Source organism: Streptosporangium sp. NBC_01469 (assembly GCF_036227305.1).
GTDB lineage: Bacteria > Actinomycetota > Actinomycetes > Streptosporangiales > Streptosporangiaceae > Streptosporangium.
This window is the reverse complement of record NZ_CP109465.1, coordinates 4,615,317-4,629,914: the sequence shown is the minus strand read 5'-3', so window position 1 is coordinate 4,629,914 and position 14,598 is coordinate 4,615,317. Positions and strand designations below refer to the sequence as shown.

Annotated in this window: 12 protein-coding genes; 6 read left to right on the top strand and 6 right to left on the bottom strand. The window is 71.4% G+C overall.

What is annotated here, in order from left to right; all coding sequences use genetic code 11:
- Positions 1 to 5: 5 nt before the first annotated feature.
- Together OG587_RS20640 and OG587_RS20635 are read left to right on the top strand one after the other, a co-directional pair.
- The gene (locus OG587_RS20640) at positions 6 to 473 is read left to right on the top strand and encodes a hypothetical protein (RefSeq protein WP_329092692.1); all 468 of its coding nucleotides are present in this window, start codon (positions 6 to 8) and stop codon (positions 471 to 473) included.
- A 141-nt stretch (positions 474 to 614) separates the two neighbouring features.
- A complete protein-coding gene (locus tag OG587_RS20635; protein WP_329092689.1) occupies positions 615 to 1,766 on the top strand; it encodes a carboxylate-amine ligase in 1,152 nt (383 codons plus the stop codon).
- Here the strand turns inward: OG587_RS20635 and OG587_RS20630 are convergent.
- From OG587_RS20630 to OG587_RS20620, 3 genes are all read right to left on the bottom strand, one after another.
- Positions 1,749 to 3,317, bottom strand: coding sequence for an NAD(P)-binding domain-containing protein (locus OG587_RS20630; RefSeq protein ID WP_329092687.1), 1,569 nt, complete (start codon positions 3,315 to 3,317; stop codon positions 1,749 to 1,751). The two genes, OG587_RS20635 and OG587_RS20630, sit on opposite strands and share 18 nt — an antisense overlap.
- 316 nt (positions 3,318 to 3,633) lie before the next feature.
- Positions 3,634 to 4,188, bottom strand: a complete 555-nt coding sequence (locus tag OG587_RS20625) for a carboxymuconolactone decarboxylase family protein (RefSeq protein WP_329092685.1) — start codon at positions 4,186 to 4,188, stop codon at positions 3,634 to 3,636.
- Between the two features lie 171 nt (positions 4,189 to 4,359).
- Entirely contained in the window at positions 4,360 to 4,914 is a 555-nt protein-coding gene (locus OG587_RS20620) for a carboxymuconolactone decarboxylase family protein (RefSeq protein WP_329092683.1), read from the bottom strand.
- A 574-nt stretch (positions 4,915 to 5,488) separates the two neighbouring features.
- Between OG587_RS20620 and OG587_RS20615 the strand changes: the two genes are divergently transcribed.
- From OG587_RS20615 to OG587_RS20600, 4 genes are all read left to right on the top strand, one after another.
- Positions 5,489 to 6,670, top strand: coding sequence for a Cmx/CmrA family chloramphenicol efflux MFS transporter (locus OG587_RS20615; protein WP_329092681.1), 1,182 nt, complete (start codon positions 5,489 to 5,491; stop codon positions 6,668 to 6,670).
- Between the two features lie 192 nt (positions 6,671 to 6,862).
- Positions 6,863 to 7,042: a hypothetical protein gene (locus OG587_RS20610; protein ID WP_329092680.1), complete on the top strand. Its 180-nt coding sequence runs from the start codon at positions 6,863 to 6,865 to the stop codon at positions 7,040 to 7,042.
- A 480-nt stretch (positions 7,043 to 7,522) separates the two neighbouring features.
- Positions 7,523 to 8,074 carry a C40 family peptidase gene (locus OG587_RS20605; protein WP_329092679.1) on the top strand — a complete coding sequence of 184 codons (552 nt, stop codon included), beginning with the start codon at positions 7,523 to 7,525 and terminating at the stop codon, positions 8,072 to 8,074.
- Between the two features lie 51 nt (positions 8,075 to 8,125).
- Entirely contained in the window at positions 8,126 to 8,962 is an 837-nt protein-coding gene (locus tag OG587_RS20600; protein ID WP_329092678.1) for an LLM class flavin-dependent oxidoreductase, read from the top strand.
- Here OG587_RS20600 and OG587_RS20595 read toward each other — a convergent pair.
- The 3 genes from OG587_RS20595 to OG587_RS20585 form a co-directional block, all read right to left on the bottom strand.
- Positions 8,959 to 10,227, bottom strand: a complete 1,269-nt coding sequence (locus OG587_RS20595) for a hypothetical protein (protein WP_329092677.1) — start codon at positions 10,225 to 10,227, stop codon at positions 8,959 to 8,961. The genes OG587_RS20600 and OG587_RS20595 overlap by 4 nt on opposite strands.
- Before the next feature lie 279 nt (positions 10,228 to 10,506).
- Entirely contained in the window at positions 10,507 to 13,488 is a 2,982-nt protein-coding gene (locus OG587_RS20590) for a bifunctional [glutamine synthetase] adenylyltransferase/[glutamine synthetase]-adenylyl-L-tyrosine phosphorylase (RefSeq protein ID WP_329093936.1), read from the bottom strand.
- Between the two features lie 261 nt (positions 13,489 to 13,749).
- Entirely contained in the window at positions 13,750 to 14,460 is a 711-nt protein-coding gene (locus OG587_RS20585) for a type 1 glutamine amidotransferase (RefSeq protein WP_329092675.1), read from the bottom strand.
- Positions 14,461 to 14,598: the final 138 nt, after the last annotated feature.

Below are 14,598 nucleotides of genomic sequence, written 5' to 3'. Positions count from 1 at the left end.
CGAAGATGGATCCGATCCTCGCCGGTCTCGTCTGGCTGCTGGGCCAGAGCCAGATCCTCAGTCATATCACCAGCCGGCTTCTTGACCGGTACCTCCCGGCGCGAGAAAACGCACCGCTACCTCGGGTCGAGGTGGCGGTGCCCATGCGGCGATCGCCGGGTCCGCCAGGACCCGATCAGATCGGAGACCGGCTGATCGTGCCGCCGCCGGGCCGGCTGCTCTTCGTACGGGAAAAGCCGGGCCCTTATCAGCCGCTCCTTGCGATCGTGCTGTCCGACGGTCCCTCGTCCGGGCGGGTGCAGTGGATCCTGGGCCGGTTCGACGTGCCGATCGACCTCGAACTGCCGGCGAATGCGATCGCGCTGCTCCCTCTGATAATGCGGCTCGACGGTCCAGGGCAGGGCCGGATCACTCCGCATGACTTCCAGTTCACCGGCACGGTTGACGGGTACCAGGTCTACTCTGCGGCGTGAACGGGGTGCCCCAGGGCCGGGGGTTGATGTACCCCGGCTTTCGACGAGCGGCCGAATCGCCCGCGGAAGCGGAGGCGGATAAGTACGGTTACGTCGGAGTACGTTAATGATCACCGCCGAGCCTTCACCTTCGGAGCAGCGATGACGGAAACCGTCGAGTCCGCGCAGCCAGTGCCGCCCTTCAACGCCACCCGCCCGCTGGTGGGGGTGGAGGAGGAGTACCTGGTCGTCGACCCCCTGACACGCGAGGTGTCCCCGCGGGCCGCGGAGGTGATCGCGCAGGCCGCGAAGGAACTGGGCGAGCGGACGAGCACCGAGATCACCCGGTTCCAGGTGGAGGCCAAGACGCCGCCGTACGCCGGGATCTCCGGCCTGGAGGAGCAGGTGCGGCACATGCGCGCGGCGATGGCGGCGGCGGCCCGGGAGCACGGGCTCGCCGTGGTGGCCTCGGGCACCCCGGTGCTGGGCGACGTCGTCCCGCCTCTGATCACCGATCACCCCCGGTACGAGGTCGGGATCGCGACCTACCGATCGCTCCACGACGAGCAGGCCATCTGCGCCGGGCACGTCCACGTGCACCTGCCCGACCGGGAGGCGGCGGTGCTGGTCTCCAACCACCTGCGGCCGTGGCTGCCCGTCCTGATCGCGATGATGGCCAACTCCCCCATGTGGGCCGGTCGTGACACCGGATACGCGAGCTGGCGCACGCTCTGCTGGGGCAAGTGGCCGGTCGCCGGTCCGCCGCCGTACTTCTCCTCGCTGGCCGAGTTCGACGAGCTGGTCGGCAGGCTGACCGAGGCGGGCGTGCTGGTGGACCCGGGGACGATCTTCTGGGACATCCGGCCGTCCTTCCGGCTGCCGACGCTGGAGATCCGGGTGACCGACGTGCCCGCCACCGCGGAGGAGTCGGCCCTGCTCGCCGCCGTGGTGCGGGCGCTGGTGGTGACCGCGCTGGGGCGGGTCACGGCCGGCGACCCCGGCCCGAGGCTGTCGGCCGAGCTCCTGCGCGCGGCGTACTGGCGGGCCGCCCGCGACGGCCTGGAGGGGCACGGCATCTCCCCCGTCACCGGCAAGCTGCTGGCCACCGGCGACCTGCTCGACGCGCTCGTACGGCACACCCGGCCGGCCCTGGAGGAGACCGGTGACCTGGAGATGGTGACCGAGCGGCTGGCGTGGCTGCGCGCCGCCGGTACGGGGGCGGCACGCCAGCGGGCCGCCCTCGCCGTGCGTGGGCGGCACGCCGACGTGGTCGACTATCTGGTGGAGCAGACCACCTCAGGAGGCGTCGGCTGACGTGCCGTCCCGCGCGCCCAGCTCGTCCTCCAGGAACGCGCACAGCGGTTGCACGTGCCGTACGGGATGGCGCCACTCGGCGAGCAGGTCCTCCAGGAGGTGGCGTTCGGCGACCATGTCACCGCGGCGCCAGTGGCGGATGACCGGATGCAGGAAGGCGCTCTCCTCGGCCCGGTCCGGGGTGGGGTGGCGCTGGATGGCGAAGACGTCACCGTAGTCCCGGCGGCCCCACCGCAGGGTGACGGTGAAGACCTGGGCCTCGCCGGCGAACCGCTCGACCGCGTAGTCCTCGGGCAGGTCCTCGTAGTGCCGGACCTGCCCGGTGGCCGGGTCGACCACGTACGCGTCGCACAGGTACTCGAACTGGGTCCACAGCGCCGAGCTGTGGTTGACCCGGTCGAGCATCGTGCCGGCCAGCTTGCCGGGGTCGGCCGGGAGCTTCTGGTGGTTGAGCGGTGCCCGCTCGTAACGCTCGGCGAGCAGTCTCGACATGGTGCGCAGGTTGTACCGGAAGCCGTCAATGAACGCGGACGACGCGCGTTTGAAGTCGCGCCCCTGCATCAGCGTGCCCGCGAAGTAGAGCCCGTCGACGTTGACCGACTGCCAGTCGGGGCCGAGCGCCGGGATCCGCCCGTTCGGAGCGAGCTCGGGCCGGCACGAGTCGGCGAAGGGACCGGTGTCCATCCGGAAGCCGGTGCACCGCAGCACCGCGTCGTACTCCAGCAACGCCTGCTCGCCCTCGGCCAGGGTGTAGGTGATGGCGGCCTTGAACGTGCCGCCCTCGCGCCAGATCCGGTCGATGTCGCATTCGAGCACACCGTGGAGCGTCTTGAACCAGTAGCTGTCGAGCAGCGCGCCGTACTGGCCGCGCACGTCTCCGGGATGCTTGCTCGCCCAGGTCAGCCGTACGGGATGCGGGCTGGCGAGATGGATGACGGCGGCGTACGGGAGCAGGGCCTGGGCGGTCTCGAACGCCGAGTTGCCCTTGCCGATGATCAGCACCCGCTTGTCGGCGAACTCCTCCCCGCCCGTCGGCATGTCCTCGTACCCGGTGGCGAGCTCGATGCCCGGGATGTCGGGGATGTTCGGCCCGCCCCAGCCGGTCGCCACGATGACGCACTCCGCGTGGAACACCTGGCCGGCGGCGTGCACGGCGAACAGGCCGTCGATCTTCTCGATCAGGTCCACCGGGGTGGAGAAACGCACGTTGAGCTTGTGCTCGCGCTGGAAGTCGGCGAGGTAGTCGACCAGGTCGTCCGCGCGCGGGAAGTACTCCTTCGAGTAGCGGGGGAACAGCAGGTCGGGCGAGTCGTTGAGCAGGGAGTTCCAGTCCCAGCGCAGCTTGATCTCGGGATCGTCCTGGGCGGTGTGCACCTTGTTCAGCGAGATCAGGCGGCGGTGCCGCGGATAGTGGCGGAAGAAGGACCCGGGGGCGGCGTCACGCTCCAGCGTGAGATAGTCGGCCCCGGCCCGCTGCAGGAAGTAGCTGAGCTGCAACCCTGCCGGTCCCGCGCCGATGATCAGGTAACGGTGGGGGGAGGTCGCTGTCATCGGCTGCGCGGCCCCCGCTCGCCGGGCACCCCGGCCCGCTCGCGCCTTGGGCGTGTGGTCCGCGTCCGACGCGCGAGCGGGCCGGGAACGCCCGGCTGATCGTTACCCGGCGTGACATGCGCCATGGACACTCCTTGAGGGATCGGCGACGGAGCACTTCACGCGCAGCGTGAGCGATCATCGCGGCCGGGTCAACCCTCATCCGGCGCCAGATCAGGCAACAGGCGAATTATTTCTCAATTTCGCGATAAAAATGGCTTCAGTGGTCGTCCTTTACGGCCCCGCACCCCCTCCTGCGTTCCCGCTCACAAGGTGCTCAGGCCTGGCGCTGCAGTTCGGCCAGCCCCGCCACATAACCGTCGGACCGCCTCGCCCGCTCGGCGTAGACGGCGGGGTCGTCCGGGGCGTAGGTGGCCAGGCCGTCCACGTACCGGTTGAACATGCAGAAGGCGGCGGCGATCAGCACGGTGTCGTGGATCTCCATGTCGGTGGCCCCCAGGGCTCGGGCGGCGTCGACGTGCCGTTGGGTGACCGCCTTCCCGCTCCGCTGCACCGCGCCCGCGATCTCCATCAGCGCCCGGAGCTTCCCGGAGACCGGCGCCGCGCTCGGGTTGGCGCATGCCTGCTCCACCAGCGGCATGCCCTCGTCGAGGTGGGCGGCGGCGATCGCCGCGTGCGTGGAGAAACAGAACCGGCATTCGTTCAGCGACGACACGTAGGCCGCGATCAGCTCCCGTTCACCACGGGACATGGAGCTCTCCCCGCACAGCAGTACCTCCACCAGCTCGTTCAACGGGCCGGCGGTCTCCGGACGGTAGCGAAAGAGACTGCGAACTCCTGGTTCGTCGGAGTTCAGGGAGATAAAAGCCATAAGTACCCCTTCGTGGAACTTCGGATACTTATAGCGTTGGTCCTTCGTTTCTCCGCCGCATCTCATGGCGTGTGATGTCGAGGCCTCCGCGGCACGAGCAGGCCGGACGAGGCGGAGACAGGGGCTCCGGGCGGGCACGTCGACGTGCGGTGACCGCCCGGAGCCCCTCGGTCAGCCTCGCGCCTCGGGGAGCGCCCGCAGATAGCCGTTCTCGACGATGCGGTCGGCCATGACCTTGTAGGCGGCGGGGTCGTCCGGGGTGAACGCGGCCAGGCCGTCCACGTACCGGTTGAACATGCAGAAGGCGGCCGCGATCAGGATCGCGTCGTGGATCTCCACGTCGGAGGCCCCCACCGCCCTGGCCGCGGCCACCTGCCCGTCGGTGACCGCCTTCCCGCCCTGCTGTACGGCTCCCGCGATGTCCAGCAGCGCCTTCATCTTGTCGGAGATGGAGGCGGCCGCCGGATCGGCGCAGATCTCCTCGACCGGGGCGGTGCCCTCCGGCAACTGCGCCTCGGCGAACGCGGCGTGCGAGGAGAAGCAGAACCGGCAGGCGTTCCGCGAGGACACGTAGGCCGCGATCAGCTCCCGCTCGCCTCGGGACAGCGAGTTGTCACCGCGTAGGAGCACCTCGGCCAGCTCACTCATCGGCCGCGCGGTCTGCGGCCGGTAGTGGAACAGGCCGGAGATGCCCGGCAGGTCGTTGCCCAGCGTGATGTGCGCCATGAACGCTCCTTGGAGAGTGGGAATCGACACGCTTCAGGCGCAGCGTGAGCGATCATCGCCGCCCGGTCAACCTCTTGGCCGCGGACGGCGGAGCGGGAGAGCGTCACCGCCGCGGGCCCGCACGGGACCAGGACGGCCACACGATCGCGGCGGTGACGAGCCCGCGGACCCGGAAGCGGAATCGGCGTCAGGCGGCGCCCGCCGGCCGGGGTGAGGTCCGCCGGCCGGGGTGAGGTCCGCCGGCCGGCCAACCGGCGTCCGCGCCGTCACCACGCGACGACCTCCGGGGAAGCCGCCGTCGACGCCTGATTGTCGCAGGGCAGGACGTTGACGGCACCTTCTCCGGACGGAATCCGTTTGCGTGACAACCGACGGGTTCGAGTAATGTTCGTGGCATGTCGAGCCCCGAGGCATCCAAGGTGGGGGCTTTCGGTCACGCCGTCAGCCCCCTGAACCACTGAGTTCGTAGTCCACTCCCCGGCAGCTTTGCTGAGCGGGGCAAGTGCGCGCACCCCTGGGTGCTGGCCGCGGTGACGAGACGCTTTCTTCTCGTTCTCTCACCTCGGAGTTCTCGATGCCTCTCTCGCTCTACCTGCTCGCCGTGGCGGTCTTCGCCATGGGCACCTCGGAGTTCATGCTCTCCGGCCTGGTGCCGGACATCGCCACCGGCCTGGATGTGTCGGTCGGAAGTGCCGGGCTTCTGACCTCGGCGTTCGCGGTCGGAATGGTCCTCGGGGCGCCGCTGATGGCGGTGCTCGCACGCCGGTGGCCTACCCGGGCCAGTCTGCTGGGCTTCGTGCTGGTGTTCGCCGTCGCCCATGTCGCGGGTGCCCTCACGTCGAGCTTCCCGGTTCTTCTGTCCACCCGTGTGATCGCCGCCCTGGCCAACGCGGGCTTTCTGGCAGTCGCGCTGAGTACGGCGACCACGCTCGTCACAGCCGCCCAGAAGGGACGCGCGCTGGCGGTACTGCTCTCCGGCACGACGGTGGCCACCATCGCCGGGGTTCCGGGCGGCGCGCTGCTCGGAACGCTGCTCGACTGGCGGGCAACCTTCTGGGCGATCGCACTGCTCTGCCTTCCCGCCGCCTTCGGCATCGTGAAAAGCATCCCGGACCATGCCGAAGAAGCCATACAGGACGCTCCGGCCGGCCCCTCCCTACGGACCGAGATCGCCCAGCTCGCGATGCCCAGGCTGGTCCTGGTCATGCTGCTGGGTGCCCTGGTCAACGCCGCCACATTCGCCACGTTCACCTTCCTGGCGCCGATCGTGACCGACACCGCGGGCCTGGACGAGCTCTGGGTCTCGGTGGTGCTGGTGCTCTTCGGCGCGGGGTCCTTCGTCGGTGTCACTCTCGCGGGTCGGCTCTCGGATCAGCGCCCCGGCATCGTGATCGGAATCGGCAGCCCGATGTTGTTGCTCGGCTGGGTCACGTTGGCGACCGTCGCCGCCCGGCCGGTGGCGCTTCTGATCCTCGTGTTCATACAGGGCGCACTGTCCTTCGCCGTGGGCAGCACCTTGATCGCCAGGGTGCTCTACGAGTCGGCGGGCGCCCCCACCATGGGCGGGTCATATGCGACCGCGGCACTCAACATCGGCGCGGCGGGTGGCCCTGCCATCGCGGCGGCGACCCTCGGAGCCGGTGCTGGTGATCTTGGCCCGATATGGGTCAGCGCCCTCCTTGTCACGCTCGCGGTGCTCACCGCGCTACCTCTGCGTCGAGTGATCGCACCCCAGGTCGGCCAGGCGATCCGATGACCCACGGGAACGCTCCGCGTCGAGTGTCGAAGGACGCCGGCGTGCTGCTCTCCCGCGAAATCCCGCACCGGTACGAGCGTGGCCGGCCGACATGACATCCCGTCCCGCCGTTAGATCGCCGCCGTAGGGGACAGAGGGGTGGGGCCGGGCACGACACGCGCCCGGTCGAAGCCCACCAGCTGGAGGTTGTGCATGCTTGCTCAGACCACGCGGAAGGCGGCGCTGGCCGCCGCGGCGATGGCGGCGCTCGTCGGCCTGGTCGGCGGTTGCGGGGGCGACGGCGACGACGGGGACGACGGCCCCGACGTGGTCAACACGACGACCGGACCCGGCGGGGACGACGACGGTGACGGGGACGACGACGGCAACTGACGACCGGCCGCGAGGCACGGCCGGGCGGCGCCTCCGTATCGCGCGTCGGCACCGCGCCCGGCACCACCGCGACCCGCGTGCCCCGCACGCGGGTCGCGGCGTGTCGTGACACCCGTCACCCGCTCGCCTCGGGTCGGCCAGGAACCCCCTGGGCCGTTCCACGACCACATCAACGCCTGTCGCCGAGCCCGGAAATAGGGCAAAGCATCGCACGACGCGCATCACCGGCTTGTTGGGCAGACTGGTCATGACCCACATGGATCGACCAGGCGAGGTGACGTGGCAGCGGCACTCCGGGACGAAGAGGCGAATCTCAGGCCTCCCCGGGCCGGGGAACGGCGTCCCGAACCCCTCGGACGCGGCCGGTTCACCGGACGTCGGGCGTTCCTCGGACTGCCCAGCCTTCCGGACCTTCCCGGCGGTCAGGGTCTCCCCGGGCGTCACGGCCCGCACAGGCGCCGGAAGCAGGCCGCGGCGGCCGTGCTCCTGGGAACGTTCCTGCTGCTGAGCGCCTCCGCCTGGATACCGACCCGGCCCGTCACCCCCAACCGGATCACCGCCATCGCGTACGCGATCGAGGCCGGGCAGCACCAGCCCGGCTGGCGGGGCGGGGAGATCCCCTACTCCTGGGGCGGCGGCCACGACGAGGACCCGGGCCCCTCCCTCGGTACCTGCCAGGGCTACCGGGGATCGATCCGGCCCTGCCCCGCCACCAGGACCCTCGGCCTCGACTGCTCCGGTCTCGCCCGCTGGGTCTACCACCTCGCCTACGGGCGCGACGTGCTGGGACCGGGCAACACCGACGACCACGTCAAGCGGCTCAAGAGGATCCCCGCCGCGGCGGCGAGGCCGGGGGATCTCGTTTTCTACGGCAAGGTCGGCAAGCGTAAAGTCAGGACCCACCACGTCGGCATCTACGTCGGCCAGGGCAAGATGATCAATGCACGGAGGACCGGGACCGAGGTGCGAGTCGATCGCGTCGCGGCCGTCGACGACCTCGCCGGCTACTTCCGCTACGCGAGGGCCCTCTGAGGTCCCGCGAAAACGGCACAGCGGGAACTCCCGCCGTTCACTAGGAGAGATATGCGCCTGGGCGTCATGTTCGACCGTGACCTTCCCCCCGAGTCCCTCGTCCCCTTCTGCCGCCATCTGGACGCGGCCGAGGTGGACGACGTCTGGGTGGTGGAGGATCTCGGCTGGACCGGGGCCGTCTCGTCGGCGGCCACCGCGCTCGCCGTCACCGAGCGCCTCCGGGTGGGCATCGGGATCACCCCGGCGCCGCTGCGCAACCCGGCCCTGCTCGCCATGGAGCTGGGCAACCTGGCCAGGCTGCACCCGGGCAGGCTCGCGGCCGGCATCGGGCACGGCGTCCAGGACTGGATGCGCCAGGTGGGCGCCCTCGCGCCCTCGCCGCTGGCGCTGCTGGAGGAGACGATCATGGCGGTACGGGGGCTGCTGCGCGGTGAGACGGTCACCCTCCAGGGCAGGGCCGTACGGCTCGACGGGGTGAGCCTGGTGCATCCCCCCGCCGTCGTGCCGCCGGTGCTGGCCGGGGTGGTACGGCCCCGCTCGCTGGAGCTGTCGGGACGGGTGGCGCAGGGCACGATCCTGCCCGAGGGGGTCGGCCCCCGGCAGATCGAGGAGGCCCTGAAGCTGACCGGCGAGGGTGATCACGAGATGGTGGTCTTCGTCCACCTCTACCTCGGCGGCGACGCCGCGGTGGTCACCGGCCTGGCCGAGGACACCGCCGGGTTCCTGAAGGTCTCCCCGGAGGAGGTCGTGATGGCGACGGGCTCTCCCGAGGAGGCCGCCGACCAGATCAGGTCGCTGTGGGAGGCGGGTGCCCGTACGGTCGTGGTCCGCCCGTACGGACCGGACCCGCTGCCCCAGGTGGACCTGCTCCTGGGGCAGCTCCGCTAGGAGCGGTCGCCCCGGACGCCGGTGAGGCGGCGCAGGACGTCCCACCAGAACGAGGCGCCGAACAGCAGCGCGACCATGGTGAGCAGGTAGCCGGGCCAGTGCCCGGGAGTGATCAGCCGGTCCCACCACGCTCCGCCGTTCCAGTGGAAGGACGGATCATCGGCGGAGCCGTCGGGCGGGATCGTGATGCTCACGATCGCGTGATCGAAGATCTTGACCAGTGCCGGGGAGCTGAGGGACTCGGTCACGCACTGGTACGGCTCGGCGAGGCCGATCTCGGTACCGGCGCACTTGTCCTTGAGCGCGGCGTACCCGTCCCCGCCGCCGCCCGCGATGGCGCTCACCCCCGCGCGGTAGGCGTTGTCGCGCAGCAGGGTCTTGCCGTACTCCAGCGCGTCCATGCTGAACGCCAGCGTCAGCACCACGCCCAGCGCGAACACCACCCACTTCACGTAGCGGGCGTAGAGCGTGGACAGGCGCTGCATCTCCCCGTTGAACCAGTCCTCGACGCCCTTGCGGAACCTCGGCAGGTCCCGCTGGGCACCTTCCCAGACGCCCTTGAGGTGGCCCGCGAGGGGACTGTTGATCGCCTCCAGCTTGGCGAGCAGGCCGTCGATCCCGCCCTCCTCGGCGGCGACCAGCTCCATCACCGCGCCGGAGAACCGCTCGGGCGGGATGTTGGCGATGCTGGTACGGGTGCCCTTGGGGTGGTCGATCTCCTGGAGCCGCTCGTACAGCCGCGCGGTCATGTCGACCGGCGGCACCGGCCTCTCGGCGGGGCCACCGTCCACCGGAGAACCGGACGAGCCGGACAGGCCGGACGAGTCAGGAGATTCGGGGGAGCCGAGGGATCCGCCGGTGCCCGCCTCCTCGGCGGCCTCCCGCGCGGCGCCCTCCGGGGCGATCCCCTCGGCGATCTCCTCCGAGACCCCCTCCCCGGCCTCCTCGGAGGCCGGGACGGTGGCGGCGTCGACCCGCATCGGCTCGACCACCGCGGGCGCGGCGTCGGGACTGTGCACCGGGCGCGGATCGTCCCTGGAGAAGGGCAGTTTCGCGAAGACGTCGGCTATCCTCGACGGGATCCACGACCTGCCGTCCTCGGAGCCGTCCAGGGTGTCCCTGAGGTAGGCCCACAGGAACTTGCTGCGGATCCCGAGCAGCCGGACGAAGGCCTCGTTGACCCCGCTCACCAGGAGCGACAGGAGCAGGAAGGCCAGGATCAGGCCGATGGCCAGATCAATGTAAACAGATATCAAAAGGATCACCCGGACCGTTGATACACGCCCGTCCCGGGCGACGCAACGCATCACTCAAAACAGGTCGGTTTTCGTGATCCGGAGAACACCCGGACGAAGATCCGGAGAGCACGCGGACGAACGGATGGACTCTTCGGCGCGGGCCGGTCCCACGGTCCGCGCCGGGCGAGCCGATCGCCCGGAAACCCGGAAGAGCCGGCCCTCCGGAAAGGAGCCGGCCGCCCCGGAGACCGGACCGGCCGGCTCTTCCGGAAACTCTTCCGAGAACTCTCCCGGGAGCCGGGCGGATCAGTCCTCGTAGAAGACGCGCTCCACGACCCGGCGGGCGCGGCGGGTGGCGCGGCGGTAGTCGTCCACGAAGTCCGACGCACCGTCGGGCGGGTAGCCGAGGGCCTGGGCGATGAGCGTGCGCTCGCGGGCGTCCACCGGGATCGTGTCGGAGGCGCGGCCCCGCACCGCGACGATGGCGTCGCGGATGCGCGAGGCGAACCGCCAGGCCTCGGCGAGCACGGCCTCGTCGGCCTCGGAGAGCAGGCCCTCCGCGACCGCCGCGCTCAGCGCCTCCAGGGTGCGGGTGGTACGCAGCGAGGGCCGCAGCCCCGCGTGGCGGAGCTGGATCAGCTGGGCCACCCACTCCACGTCGGACAGCCCGCCGGGGCCGAGCTTGGTGTGCAGGGCGGGATCGGCCCCGCGCGGGAGGCGTTCGGCCTCCATCCTCGCCTTGAGCTTGCGGATCTCCAGCACGGCCGCGTCGGAGATGCCCCCCTCCGGGTAGCGCAGCGGGTCGGCCAGGTGCAGCAGCCCGACGCCGAGCTCGGCGTCCCCCGCGGAGAAGCGGGCGCGCAACAGCGCCTGCGACTCCCACGGCGAGGACCACCGCTCGTAGTAGGCGGCGTAGGAGGCCAGGGTGCGGACCAGCGGCCCCGCCTTGCCCTCGGGACGCAGGCCGGGGTCGATGAGCAGCGGCGGGTCGGGGGCGGGCAGGGCCAGCAGGCGGCGCAGCTCGTTGGCCACCTCGAACGCCGTCTCGGTGGCCTCGCGATCCGGCACGTCCTCCAGCGGCGAGTGCACGAACATCACGTCGGCGTCGCTGCCGTACGAGGACTCGACCCCGCCCAGGCGGCCCATCGCGATCACCGCGAACCTCGTGCCCAGCGGGGTGCGGCGCTCCATCTCGACCTTGTCGATGGCCGCGTCGAGCGCGGCCTGGATCGTCACGTCGTTGAGATCGGACAGCGTCTGGCCGACCTCCTCGATGCCGATGATGCCGGAGAGGTCGGCGACGGCCGTGCGGAGCAGTTCCCTGCGGCGCAGCGCCCGGACCGCGGCCACCGCGCCCTCGGCGTCCCCGGGATGGCGGGCGACCACGGTCCGCGCCTCGGACAGCAGCGCCTCGACGGGCCTGGGGGCCAGTTCCGTGTCCGAGCCGAGCATCGCGACCGATTCGGGGGCGTTCATCAGCAGTCCCGTCACATAGCGGCTGGTACCGAGCATCCTGGCCAGGCGCGACGCCACGGCGGTCTCGTCGCGGAGCAGCCGCAGGTACCAGGGGGTGGAGCCGAGCTTGTCGGAGACCTGGCGGAAGCCGAGCAGGCCGGCGTCGGGGTCGGGGGCGTCGGCGAACCAGCCGAGCATGACCGGCAGCAGGGTCCGCTGGATCGCGGCGCGGCGGGAGACCCCCGTGGTCAGCGCGCTGATGTGGCGCAGCGCCCCGCTCGGGTCGGCGTAGCCGAGCGCCTCCAGGCGGGCCTTGGCCGCGGCCGTGGAGAGCCGGTCCTCCGACTCGGGCAGCCGGGCCACGGCCTGCAGCAGCGGCCGGTAGAACAGCTTCTCGTGCAGGCGCCTGGCCTCCATTGCGTGCCGCCGCCACCGGGTGGTGAACTCCCCCACCGGGTCGGCGGTCATGCCCAGGCTCCGGCCGAGACGGCGCAGGTCGGCGTTCCCCTCGGGCACCACGTGCGTGCGGCGGAGGCGGTGCAGCTGGATCAGGTGCTCGACCTGGCGCAGGAAGGTGTACGCCTCGGCGAGGGCCTTGGCGTCGTCCCTGCCCACGTAGCCGCCGCGGGAGAGGGCGCCGAGCGCGGGGAGCGTGGCGCGGCGGCGCAGCAGCGGGTCGAGGCGGCCGTGGACGAGCTGGAGCAGCTGCACCGCGAACTCGATGTCGCGCAGCCCGCCGGGCCCGAGCTTCAGCTGGCGGTCGGCGTCGCCGCTGCGGACGTGGGCCTCCACCCGGCGGCGCATGGCCTGGACGTCCTCGACGAACTTGTCGCGGGTGGCGGCCTGCCAGACCATCTCGTTCAGCGCGGCGACGTACTGCTGGCCGAGCTCGGCGTCGCCCGCGACCGGCCTGGCCTTCAGCAGGGCCTGGAACTCCCAGGTCTTGGCCCAGCGCCGGTAGTAGGCGAGGTGGCTGGCGAGGGTGCGGACCAGCGGCCCGGCCTTGCCCTCGGGGCGCAGCGCCGCGTCGACCTCCCACAGCGCACCCTCCGGGGTGCTGGTCGAGCAGGCGCGCATCATGCCCTGGGCCAGCCGGGTGGCGAGCTTGATGGCCTCGTGCTCGTCGGGGGAGCCGTCGGGTCCCTCGCGCGGCTCGGCCACGAAGATGACGTCGACGTCGCTGATGTAGTTGAGCTCGCGTGCCCCGCACTTGCCCATGCCGATGACGGCCAGCCGTACCGCCCCCGCCTCCGGGTGCTCGGACCTGGCGATGGCGAGCCCCGCCTCCAGCGCGGCTCCGGCCAGGTCGGACAGCTCGGCGGTCACCCCGGACAGCGAGACGACCCCGGTGACGTCGCGCGCGGCGAGGTGGAGCAGGCGCCCCCGGTAGGCGGCGCGCAGCGCCGACAGGGTGGCGGTGGAGGCGTCGGCCGCCCTCGGCTCGGGGTCGTCCGGCTCGGCGCCGACCGCGAGCAGCAGCTCCGAACGGAGTTCCTCCTCGGCCGGGCGGTCCACGGCCAACGCCCCGCCGAGCATGCGCCAGTGGTCCGGGTGCCTGACGACGTGGTCGCCGAGCGCGGCGCTGACGCCGAAGACGCCGAGCAGCCGCTCGCGCAGGCCGGGGTCGGACCGGAGCGCTCCAAGAACGCTGGGGTCCTGCTCGGCCAGCCGGTTCAGCGAGGTGAGCGCCAGGTCGGGATCGGCCGCGGCGACCAGCGAGGCCAGCAGGTCGATGTCACCGACGGCCTCCGGCCCCAGCTCGTCGAGCAGTCGCTCGGCCCTGGCGCCGTCGGCGAAGCCGAGCCTCGCCAGGCGTCCGGCTGTCGTCTGCATCCGGGGCACGGTTTCCACCGACCCTCCATGGTCCTCGATCACAAGCACGGGTGCCCTTCCTCAATCCCTACCCCGAGCGATCAAAGGTGCACGCTCCCCGCGGTCGCATGGGCCTCGGTTCCCCCGGCGGGCAGGGGGATCGGCGCGATCTGCCTCCGTATCCCCACCCTCGCTCGCATCCCAGGCGTTCGGAGCGTCGCCGCACAGGTTAATCCCGAAACTGTGCGGCGTCGTTAGCGGATTCGGAACGTAATCGCGCGGTCACGCGATTTGGACGGCGATGACGGCGGCGGCGAAACGTTCGGCGAGCGGCCTCCACGCGGCGACCAGGCCGTCCTCGGCCTCCTTCACCCGCGCGTTGAGCTCCTCGGCCGAGTGGCCCAGGCCGGTCAGGGCGTCGGCCGATCCGGCCGTCCAGCCGACGAAGATCTCCGGGGTGGCCTCGGGGTGGAACTGCACCGCCCAGGCGTTCTCCCCCAGCCGGTAGGCCTGGTTGGGGTACGGGTCCCCGGTGGCCAGCGGCACCGCGCCCGGGGGGAGCTCGGTGATCGCGTCGCGGTGGTACTGCACGGCGGGGGAGGGGCCTAGGCCGGTGAAAAGCGGATCGGCTCCGGCGGCGGGAAGAGGGACGACCTCGGTCACGCCGACCTCCAGCCCGTGCGCCCCGCGCCCGACGGCACCGCCGCAGGCGAGCGCCATGAGCTGTGCCCCCAGGCAGATCCCCAGGGTCGGCACGCCCTCCTCAACGCAGACGCGGATCAGGTCACGGGTGGCGGGCAGCCAGGAACACCTCTCGTCCTCCCAGGCCGCCGCCTCGCCGCCGAGGACGATCAGCCCTCCGGTGATCCGCTCGGGCACGGCCTCGCCCAGGTAGGGCCGGACGACCTCGCAGACGGCCCCGGCCCCGGACAGCCATCCGGCGAGGAATCCGAGCCCCGCGTCGGCCTCGTGCTCGATGACGGTAATCCTCATAGGGCAATTATGAGCTGATATGCATACAAGACGGTCACGGCCGGAGAGACATACGAGACCGCCACCCTTCATGTCGGCCGCGGACATTGACCTCGGACGCGAGCACCCGCCACCTTGGCATCAGTCCCGCCGGAACCG

Excerpts from the sequence above, each read along its gene's own strand:
- OG587_RS20615 (WP_329092681.1), top strand. The coding sequence starts at position 5,489 with ATGCCTCTCTCGCTCTACCTGCTCGCCGTGGCGGTCTTCGCCATGGGC.
- OG587_RS20610 (WP_329092680.1), top strand. The coding sequence starts at position 6,863 with ATGCTTGCTCAGACCACGCGGAAGGCGGCGCTGGCCGCCGCGGCGATG.
- OG587_RS20635 (WP_329092689.1), top strand. The coding sequence starts at position 615 with ATGACGGAAACCGTCGAGTCCGCGCAGCCAGTGCCGCCCTTCAACGCC.
- OG587_RS20590 (WP_329093936.1), bottom strand. The coding sequence starts at position 13,488 with ATGCAGACGACAGCCGGACGCCTGGCGAGGCTCGGCTTCGCCGACGGC.
- OG587_RS20640 (WP_329092692.1), top strand. The coding sequence starts at position 6 with ATGGATCCGATCCTCGCCGGTCTCGTCTGGCTGCTGGGCCAGAGCCAG.
- OG587_RS20630 (WP_329092687.1), bottom strand. The coding sequence starts at position 3,317 with ATGACAGCGACCTCCCCCCACCGTTACCTGATCATCGGCGCGGGACCG.
- OG587_RS20625 (WP_329092685.1), bottom strand. The coding sequence starts at position 4,188 with ATGGCTTTTATCTCCCTGAACTCCGACGAACCAGGAGTTCGCAGTCTC.
- OG587_RS20585 (WP_329092675.1), bottom strand. The coding sequence starts at position 14,460 with ATGAGGATTACCGTCATCGAGCACGAGGCCGACGCGGGGCTCGGATTC.
- OG587_RS20620 (WP_329092683.1), bottom strand. The coding sequence starts at position 4,914 with ATGGCGCACATCACGCTGGGCAACGACCTGCCGGGCATCTCCGGCCTG.
- OG587_RS20600 (WP_329092678.1), top strand. The coding sequence starts at position 8,126 with ATGCGCCTGGGCGTCATGTTCGACCGTGACCTTCCCCCCGAGTCCCTC.